Origin of the sequence: Pseudoalteromonas sp. AOP7-A1-14 (genome assembly GCF_052376275.1) — a bacterium.
GTDB lineage: Bacteria > Pseudomonadota > Gammaproteobacteria > Enterobacterales > Alteromonadaceae > Pseudoalteromonas.
On sequence record NZ_JBQSVO010000142.1, the window covers coordinates 1 to 8,569 of the forward strand.

The window sequence follows — 8,569 nt, forward strand, 5'->3', positions numbered from 1 at the left end:
GTGTGGTTAAGATGCAATTACAAAGGAAATTAAGTCGGTACGGCGCAACATAGTTATTCTTAAAGCTGACGACTTGTGGAGAAATAGATGTTTAAAAAAATTCTTGCATCAGTCGGTATTGGTGCAGCAAAAGTAGATACAGTTCTAGAGACTGAGCATTTACAGCCAGGACAAATTTTTAACGCGCAAATAGTCATTCAAGCTGGTGATGTAAGCCAAGAAATTAGTGGTCTAGATTTAGCACTCATGACTCGTGTTAAGGTGGCTAATGAAGACGGTGAATATTTTACTAACCACATTATTGATAAGTGGCGCATTACCGATATTGGTTCAATCGAGCCTGGTCAGCAAAAGACAGTGCCATTTGAAGCGCGCCTTCATTCTGAAACACCGATAACCGAAATTAATGCGGGTTACAACCAATCGTTTGTTTGGGTTGAAACGGGTTTAGATATTGATTTAGCGCTTGACCCAACCGATAAAGATCATTTGCATATTTACCCTAATGAAGCGGTAAATACGTTTATGCAAGCGATGGATAAGCTAGGGTTTAATTTAGTTAAGGCGGATGTTGAAAAAGGTTTTTTACGGGCAAGCACCTTTAGCTCGGTATCAGGTTGTTATCAAGAGTTGGAATATAAACCTAATAGTCGCAGTTTGTTTGGCATTCAAGAAGTAGAACTCTCGTTTGTGCCAGAGGCGCATAAAACCCATGTATTAATTGAGATCGACCGTGCTTTTCGTGGTGATGGCTACGTTGATTTGACTATAGAGCATGACCATGTGAATTTATCGCATTTATGCGATCAGTTAGAGCACTTATTCGCTTAACGAAGGCTTATTAATAATTTTAATAGCCTTGCAAGACTAAGTTTTTTAAGAAGATTTTATGACTTTTCAGAGCAAACCATTTTCTCAACTAACCACTTATGAGTTATTTAGTATCATGCGCGAGCGAGTTGATGTATTTGTGGTTGAACAAAACTGCCCCTACCCAGAAATAGATGATACCGATATTGAGCCCGCAACGATGCATTTGTATCGTTTTGAAAATGACAATGTGGTTAGTTATGCGCGCTGCTATTTAAAAAATGAAGCTTACAGTGCTTTTGGTAGAGTGCTCGTTGCAAAAACGCAGCGCGGTAAGGGGATTGGCTTTGAGCTGGTGAAAGAGGCTATAGATTGCTGCTTTTCACACTTTCCTAAGCAGGATATTTATATTGGTGCACAAACATACTTGCTTGATTTTTATCGCTCATTTGGCTTTGACTTGCAAGGAGAGGTGTATTTAGAAGATGGAATTGCACATCAAGATATGATTTTAAAAAAACCATCAACTAATTAGGTTGATGGTTTTTTTATTAAGATTAGTAAATAGAGTTTACAAATACTAAGGCGATTGCCAGAGGGCAAATAAATTTAATATACCAAGGCCAAACCTTCCAAAATAAACCACTAGCTACTTCTGGTGCACCTTGTTTAATTTCGCTAAGTAGCGAATTACGATACCAAATCCAGCCGGCAAATATACAACACATCATACCAATTAATGGCTGTGTAAACTTTGTTGTTACAGTGATCACTAAGCCAAACAAGCTATCAAAATTAAACACAATCGAGAAGCTGATAAGCGCAATGATGCCGCCAATTATCCACGTTGCATAGATTCGGTTTATATCAAAACGTTCAACAACATATGATACGGGTGCTTCAAGCATTGAAATAGAAGAGGTAAGGGCGGCAATACTCATTAATGCAAAAAAGGCAAAACCGACAAATAAGCCAACGGTACCCATACCATCAAATAGTGCCGGAAGCACTTGAAAAACTAGGGTATCCTCAGAAAGTAATGAACCATCGTTCGCAAATATTTCTACTCCTTGTGCTTGGGCAACATACATGGCTGGAATAATTAAAAGACCAGCAACAAATGCAATAAGTACGTCGATAAGTGTGACGTATGCACCTAGAGAGACTAAATTTTCTTTTTTACTAATGTAAGAGCCATATATAATCATCACACTAGTGCCTAGTGATAGTGAAAAGAATGCTTGTCCAAGGGCACTAACTAATAACTCAGGTTCAAAAATAGAGCTGAAATCAGGCACCAAATATGCTTTTAAACCGATCATAGCGCCTTCTTGAAACATTACATAAATGATCAGCGCAGATAAAATACTTAATAATGCAGGCATTAAACGCTTTGACCATTTTTCAATACCGTTTTCTACCCCTTTACTGATAATACCAATAGTTAAAATGATAAAGGCTGAGGTAAATATAAGGTTTCTTGAAAGTGACTGGTCACTTAGCCAGCTTGCAGCTGAAGTGCTGCCAACTAATGTTGCCGCAGGCGCTAACGTCGCGCTGATCATCCAGCCGGCCACAATTGCGTAAAAACTTAAAATAAAACCGGCACACAAAATACCACTAAAACCAACAATAAATGCAAAGTGCTTTTGCCAGCCTGCATTAGAAATCTTTCGAAGTGAGGTGACTGCGTTGGCTTGGCCGTGACGGCCAATAGTAAGCTCGGCCATTAGTGCTGGGTACGCTAGGAAAAAAGCAAGTATCAAATAGGCAATTAAAAATGCAGCGCCTCCATTACTGGCTGTTTGGGTGGGGAAGCCCCAAATATTACCTAAACCTACCGCCGAGCCTGCGGCGGCCATTATAAATCCAAATCGGGAGCTAAACTCCCCTCTAACTGCGCTCATAATTATTATGACTTCTTTATTTTGTGACGGCGCTGATAATCTACTGTAAATGCTAAAAAATAAAAAGTGCTTATTTAGTTCAATTGGAGAAAAACCATTTTCAGGTATCCAACTTAGTTATAGCAATGGCACTTAAGGTAAGCACTATTTCTAATAGACATTTGTTTTAATAGAGAAAAATAGGGTTTACAGTGTGTAAACTGTAACGAACATGTTAAAACTTTGATGGGTTATGTATTTTTAAAGTAAAACATGCACCGCCTAAGCTGTTACTTTGGCTAACGTTTACACTGCCATGATGCCAATCGACTACTTTTGCGACAATCGCTAAACCTAACCCGAAGCTTTTATGCGCACGATTACGATGGCTTTGCTCTTGGAAGAATGGTGAAAATACTTTATGCCAATTTTTTTTATCAATGCCAGGACCATCATCTTCAACTGTGATAGTTAGCGTCGTCGCCTCGTTTTTTGCGGTAACTAAAATTTGCTTATGAGCAAAATCGCTGGCGTTAGTAATTAAATTTGTTATTGCGCGGGCTAACCAATGTAAATCAGCGTAGATGATGGCTTCATCATTTTGAATAGCAAGCGTTATTTGCTGTTTGGTAAGCGTAGGAGTGACTTGCTGAACTAAATTATTAATATAAGGTTTTAGTTCGCTATGACTATAAGTTAATTGGTTAGCGCGCTGCTCAAGTGTGGCAAAAGCTAAGTAGCTTTTAAGCATAGATTCCATTTGGTCTAAATCTGTTTCCATACGCGACAAATAGTGTTGAATTTTCTCATGGTCTTGACTGTCAAGCGCTGCATCTAGACCAAATCTTAAACAGGCTATAGGGGTACGAATATCATGAGATAAGCTTGACGCCATTAGTTTATTTTCATCAAGAAGTTTTTCTATCTGGCTTGCCATACGATTAAAGGTCAGTTCAACATCTTTTATATAGGTAAAGTGAGAAACCTGAATACGCGCGGTTAAATCACCACTAGCAAACTTTTTTGCTGCACTATTAAGTACATTTAATCGTTTTGCTAATGGGCTGATAATAAAGCCCATCAAGATACATAAGCAGGTGTAAAATAGCAGTGTTAATAACAAGTCATTTTGTTGAGGTTGGCTATGGGACTTTTCTAAACGTAGTTTTAAATGGTAGTCAGCCAGTGCCTTATTACTATAAAGTAGGTAGTAACCTTGCTGATCTTCTAAAATGATCCCATCTGATGAATACATTTGTGCCACAAGCGATGCAGGTAGTGCCAGTGAATTGGTAAGGCGATAATTCAAAGGTAAATTAAAATCTGTTGCTAAACTTTGGCTAAACTGCGCACGTTCTTTGACTGGCTTACTGGCAATTTGTTTGGCAAACCCCGTTAACAATTTACTTTGTAAGTAAAACTCATCCTCTGGTGTGTGTGTTTGTTGGCTAAAGGCATCAATCAGCCAGCCTAAAATTGCAATCGATAGCAATGCGCTACTTAATAATGACCAATAAAGTTTTTTCATTATGCTAATACAATAAATTGTTGTGCATAATAACTCACCATGCTGATGCTACTAATAAATAACCACGACCCCAGATAGTTTTTATTTTTTCAGGGTGTTGGGAGTCGTCATTAAATTTACGACGAAGGGCAGATATAAGGACATCGACACTACGATCTAAACCATCATATTCACGGCCTTTCGTGGCTTTAAAAACCGCGTCACGAGAAACGACCTCACCGGCATTGTTAGCTAGGTATTGAAGTAATAAATATTCTGCACTGGAAATGTTATGCTCTTGTTCATTAACGAATACGGTACGAGAGAGAGTATCTATTTTGAGTGAGCCAACGGTGATAGTGCTCTCATCAGCCTGGTTACTTGGTTGTTCGGTATTTTGACGAAGAGCGGTTTTAATACGCGCTAACAGAGCACGAGGGCGAATAGGTTTCATAATATAGTCACTGGCACCGACTTCAAGGCCAATGACTTCATCCATTTCATCGTCGCGCGCGGTGAGCATTATAATCGGTGCTTGATAAAACTGCCTGAGTTCACGGCACACGCTAATACCATCTTGCCCTGGTAGCATTACGTCAAGCAATACGAGGGCGGGATTATGGTTTTTTACCATACTGACGACCTCATCTCCGCGTGCGCATATAAGGGTGTTATAACCTTTTTCAATAAGGTATTCAGCAATCCATTGTGCGAGTGAACTATCATCTTCAACTAATAAAATGTTGCCGTAGTTATCCATAATTCTGCCTTAATGAAATTAAAATAAGCGCCAGCGACGTTTTTTTTGACGGTTCTTATATACCCATTGTAGCTGTACTTGTGTCGTTGCTATTGTTTTGCCATTATTACTATTAATTAGCTCAAAAGATACACTATGGGCTGAATCAAATGCATAGCTAAACTCGCCTTGCTCTTGGTTTAACCAGCACTGCATAATGTGTTTAGTATCTGCATCACGTAAACAATAATTACCGGTATTGGGCTGCATCCAGCTTAGGGTTACATCAGCGTAGCAATTACGTCCTTCGCGCAGCGCAACACAGGTATCAGGTATGGCCGTAAGTTTTTTACTGACGGTGTGGGCTTGTTCAGCCGACACTAAATTACTTATTAAAAATAAGCTTATCAGCCATTTAAAATACATATCTTACGCCTACCTTGGCTTTATGTTGATATCCTTGTGAAACAATGGGGCTGTTACTTATTTCCTCAGAAAACCAGGTTGATAGCCAGCCACCTAAAAACACCCAATGCTGATTAATTGGATATTCTCCATGCAACTCTAATACTAAGCTGGCACCGCCATCCGTTTGATAAATAGGGCGGTTTATAGTGGCTTCAGTTGAATCAATGCCAAAGTAATAATTTATAAAGTCGCTTGAGTAAGCGCTAACACCGACACCGGTGCGAAATTCCCAGTTACGCCAAGGTATAATTTTGCTAAAAAAGCTGTTGATCACCCAGCCATTATGAGCGCCGGTAACGTCATGTAAATATTCAAAAGAAACTTGGGCGCTTTCAAAGCGTCGAGAGAGGCGTACGCCCACATCAAAGTCATAGTGGCGACTATTAATACCAACTAATTCTTCAATAACCGTGTCGTTATAGAAGGTTAAGCCACTTTCATCAAAACCAGCTTGTACGTTCGTACCAAGGATATCTAATCCCCAGTTGTATTTATCAATAATACTGTAGCCGATAACAATACCGCCACTGAGTTGGCTCTGGTCGATATCAAGGTAAAAATTATCGTAGGAAAGGGCTAAATTTAAATCAACTTCAAGGCCATCGTCATATGAATCCATACCGATTAAGTATGAATCTTCTATATAATAACCAGCTCCAGCACTCCAGTCCCAAGTAAAACCGGATGAAGGCTCTAAATTATTATCGGCGTAATAGCGGTTGCTGGCAAAAGATTGCACACTCACAAAGAGGGTTAAGACGACAACAAAAAAATTAATTATTTTACTGCTTACAAATGTCATCCCGAGTCCCGTGAGTTATTATTATAATAAAGGCTGTAAAGCATATTATATTGTTAAAGGGTGACTAGAATCTGTAAAAAAGTGTAGTAAGCAGCAAGAGTCGTGCTTGCTGCGAATGTCTTGGTTGTGTTTTATTTATTGGACTTTAATTTTATCAATTAAAATACTACTTAAATAATACTGCATCATCGGTGTTAAAGCACTGACTTCTGTACGATCGCAAGGCCCCTGAACTTTGGTTAAATTACTAACTTTAGCAATTGTCTGGTAATTAGGTGTAGAAACTGTTTTGTTTGCGCGTGCTAGGCGTGCCTGGTCAGTATTTTGCTGGTGAATAAAAGAGGCCACCTCAAGTTCATTGGTGATAGTCTCTTCTTCGGTAAAGTCATAAATAAGCGCCTCACGATGAAAGCTAGCACTATCTATTGATGACTTTGCAAACCACACTACATCACCAGATGCGCGATGAGTTAAGCGCATACTTACTTGTGCATTAATTGTCGCACATTGTTGGGCTGGATATTGACTGGCAATTTCATAAAATAATGAAAATGGCTTCTCGGGTGTATAAATAGGGTATTCAGTATCCTCGACTAAATTCAAATCAAGCTGATGTATTGAAAGTGTAAAGTCTGCTTGCTTAGATTTAATAACCTTGAGGTTTTTTTCTTTTAGCGCGTCACTAATTTGTGTGTATAGGGTGTCTGTAACACTGGCTTTATCTGCAGAAATTGACACTGTTTGATTACGCTTAATTTGGTGTGCAGGCAATTGTACCGACTTAACTTTGGGTGAGTTATGCTCAGTTTTATACATTACTTGGTAAGTTTTACTTTTTAATAACGGTTTTTCTGGCATTGTTAATAACGCAGCTGGCTCCGGTGAAACAGCACAACCAGTTGAAAACAATGAGAAAGCACAAATAGTGAAAAAACGATTATACACTTTACAACCTTTTGAAAACACAATGTTGCCGACATTGTACGTTAGTCCTAATAAAAGTTCATGGTATTATATACTAAGAAACCTCTTAAAAAGATGAAAATAACAAAATATGAAGTATATGAAGTTTTCTTTTTTTTTAATATTGTTGGTCGGTAGCTTTTCAATAGTTGCTCAGACCAGCGATCCCGGCTGGCAATCGTTTATCAGTGACTACAATCGTTATCTAGAACGAAAGCTTGCAAGTAAAGGAATACCCGGTGCCGCAATTTCCATTGTTAATGGTAAAGACTTCAGTTTCACTAAAGGATGGGGATTAACAAAGCGTGGCAAGGGGTTGGCGGTTAACGAACATACTCGCTTTCGTTTAGCGTCGGTTTCTAAAACATTCGCAGGGTCACTAACTGCTAAACTAGCTAGCCAAGGTAAATTTTCCTTAGATGATCCGGTTAGTAAGTATATTCCAGGTTTTGCTAATACTGTCTATAAAGATGATCTCAAAGTTTTTCATATTTTAAGCCACTCCAGTGGATTGGTGCCTAATGCGTACGATAATTTAATTGAGTCGCGGATGAAGTATCCTGATATCGTTGCTAAGTTACTGGCAGTTGAACCTATTTGTAAGCCCGGACAGTGTTATGGCTATCAAAATGTGATGTTTAGCTTGATTGATGATGTGATCACCAAAAGTACTAATATGAATTATAAAACCTGGCTGAATGAGTTTATTTTTGCGCCCTTACAAATGCAAGATGCGAGCTTAGGGTATGATGCTATGGTCGCTGATGAAAATTATGCTCTACCTCATGTCAAAGGGCGTAAGCGTTGGCACACCGCGCGCTTAAAGGCAAATTACTACAAAGTAGGCCCTGCTGCCGGTGTTAACGCAAGCGCCAGCGATATGGCTATTTGGTTAAAAGCACAGCTTGGGCTTTACCCTAGTGTATTGTCAAAAGATGCATTGGCAGCGCAAACACGCCCTTACACCCATACAAAAAAAGAAATGCGCTGGCGTGTCTGGCGTGGGCATGTAAAAGATGCCTATTATGGCTTAGGCTGGCGTGTTTATAATTATGATAATGAAACAATGTATTATCATAGTGGTTGGGTTCAAGGGTATCGCAGTGACTTAGTAATTTTGCCGCATTTAAATATTGGCTTTAGCCTGATTTTAAATGCTGAAACAGGTTTAATTAATGAGCTTACCACTGAATTTATTAACCGCGTGCTTGATTACAAGCATGTCGTGCTGGCAAATAATAATAATTGAAGTGAAATATAATATATTTATTTTCAGTTTGTTCTTTAATTTATTGTCGTTGCAACGAGGCATAAGTACAGCGGCTGAAAGGACAAAAAATGGTCGTTTATCAAATAAATTATAGACACAAACAAGCCAGCTATGGCGCTGGCTT

At 38.9% G+C, this 8,569-nt stretch carries 9 protein-coding genes; 3 read left to right on the top strand and 6 right to left on the bottom strand.

The window, feature by feature from the left end:
• The first annotated feature begins 87 nt into the window (after window positions 1-87).
• Complete coding sequence (locus ACT3RM_RS16070; protein WP_441836018.1) at window positions 88-831, top strand: sporulation protein; 744 nt, start codon at window positions 88-90, stop codon at window positions 829-831.
• Window positions 832-889: 58 nt separating this feature from the next.
• Window positions 890-1,345 (top strand): GNAT family N-acetyltransferase, encoded by a 456-nt coding sequence (locus ACT3RM_RS16075; RefSeq protein ID WP_441836019.1) that lies wholly within the window; start codon window positions 890-892, stop codon window positions 1,343-1,345.
• 22 nt (window positions 1,346-1,367) lie between these two features.
• Here ACT3RM_RS16075 and ACT3RM_RS16080 read toward each other — a convergent pair whose 3' ends face one another.
• The 6 genes from ACT3RM_RS16080 to ACT3RM_RS16105 all read right to left on the bottom strand — a co-directional run bounded on the left by ACT3RM_RS16080 (window position 1,368) and on the right by ACT3RM_RS16105 (window position 7,157).
• Window positions 1,368-2,717: a sodium-dependent transporter gene (locus tag ACT3RM_RS16080; RefSeq protein ID WP_441836020.1), complete on the bottom strand. Its 1,350-nt coding sequence runs from the start codon at window positions 2,715-2,717 to the stop codon at window positions 1,368-1,370.
• Window positions 2,718-2,931: 214 nt separating this feature from the next.
• The gene (locus tag ACT3RM_RS16085; RefSeq protein ID WP_441836021.1) at window positions 2,932-4,224 is read right to left on the bottom strand and encodes an ATP-binding protein; all 1,293 of its coding nucleotides are present in this window, start codon (window positions 4,222-4,224) and stop codon (window positions 2,932-2,934) included.
• A gap of 34 nt (window positions 4,225-4,258) precedes the next feature.
• A complete protein-coding gene (locus ACT3RM_RS16090) occupies window positions 4,259-4,963 on the bottom strand; it encodes a response regulator (protein ID WP_441836022.1) in 705 nt (234 codons plus the stop codon).
• An 18-nt stretch (window positions 4,964-4,981) separates the two neighbouring features.
• On the bottom strand, window positions 4,982-5,368 hold the full coding sequence (locus tag ACT3RM_RS16095; RefSeq protein WP_441836023.1) for a DUF3019 domain-containing protein: 387 nt from the start codon (window positions 5,366-5,368) through the stop codon (window positions 4,982-4,984).
• The gene (locus ACT3RM_RS16100; RefSeq protein WP_441836024.1) at window positions 5,358-6,212 is read right to left on the bottom strand and encodes a MipA/OmpV family protein; all 855 of its coding nucleotides are present in this window, start codon (window positions 6,210-6,212) and stop codon (window positions 5,358-5,360) included. Before ACT3RM_RS16100 ends, ACT3RM_RS16095 begins: the two co-directional genes overlap by 11 nt.
• 135 nt (window positions 6,213-6,347) lie before the next feature.
• Window positions 6,348-7,157, bottom strand: a complete 810-nt coding sequence (locus ACT3RM_RS16105; protein ID WP_441836025.1) for a hypothetical protein — start codon at window positions 7,155-7,157, stop codon at window positions 6,348-6,350.
• Window positions 7,158-7,266: 109 nt separating this feature from the next.
• On the opposite strand from ACT3RM_RS16105, the gene ACT3RM_RS16110 reads away from it, so the two are divergent.
• Window positions 7,267-8,424, top strand: coding sequence for a serine hydrolase domain-containing protein (locus ACT3RM_RS16110; RefSeq protein ID WP_441993334.1), 1,158 nt, complete (start codon window positions 7,267-7,269; stop codon window positions 8,422-8,424).
• Window positions 8,425-8,569 lie beyond the last annotated feature (145 nt).

What these genes read in the sequence shown, in the direction of transcription:
- ACT3RM_RS16085 (WP_441836021.1), bottom strand. Translation starts at nt 4,224, where the DNA reads ATGAAAAAACTTTATTGGTCATTATTAAGTAGCGCATTGCTATCGATT.
- ACT3RM_RS16080 (WP_441836020.1), bottom strand. Translation starts at nt 2,717, where the DNA reads ATGAGCGCAGTTAGAGGGGAGTTTAGCTCCCGATTTGGATTTATAATG.
- ACT3RM_RS16075 (WP_441836019.1), top strand. Translation starts at nt 890, where the DNA reads ATGACTTTTCAGAGCAAACCATTTTCTCAACTAACCACTTATGAGTTA.
- ACT3RM_RS16100 (WP_441836024.1), bottom strand. Translation starts at nt 6,212, where the DNA reads ATGACATTTGTAAGCAGTAAAATAATTAATTTTTTTGTTGTCGTCTTA.
- ACT3RM_RS16110 (WP_441993334.1), top strand. Translation starts at nt 7,267, where the DNA reads ATGAAGTATATGAAGTTTTCTTTTTTTTTAATATTGTTGGTCGGTAGC.
- ACT3RM_RS16070 (WP_441836018.1), top strand. Translation starts at nt 88, where the DNA reads ATGTTTAAAAAAATTCTTGCATCAGTCGGTATTGGTGCAGCAAAAGTA.
- ACT3RM_RS16095 (WP_441836023.1), bottom strand. Translation starts at nt 5,368, where the DNA reads ATGTATTTTAAATGGCTGATAAGCTTATTTTTAATAAGTAATTTAGTG.
- ACT3RM_RS16090 (WP_441836022.1), bottom strand. Translation starts at nt 4,963, where the DNA reads ATGGATAACTACGGCAACATTTTATTAGTTGAAGATGATAGTTCACTC.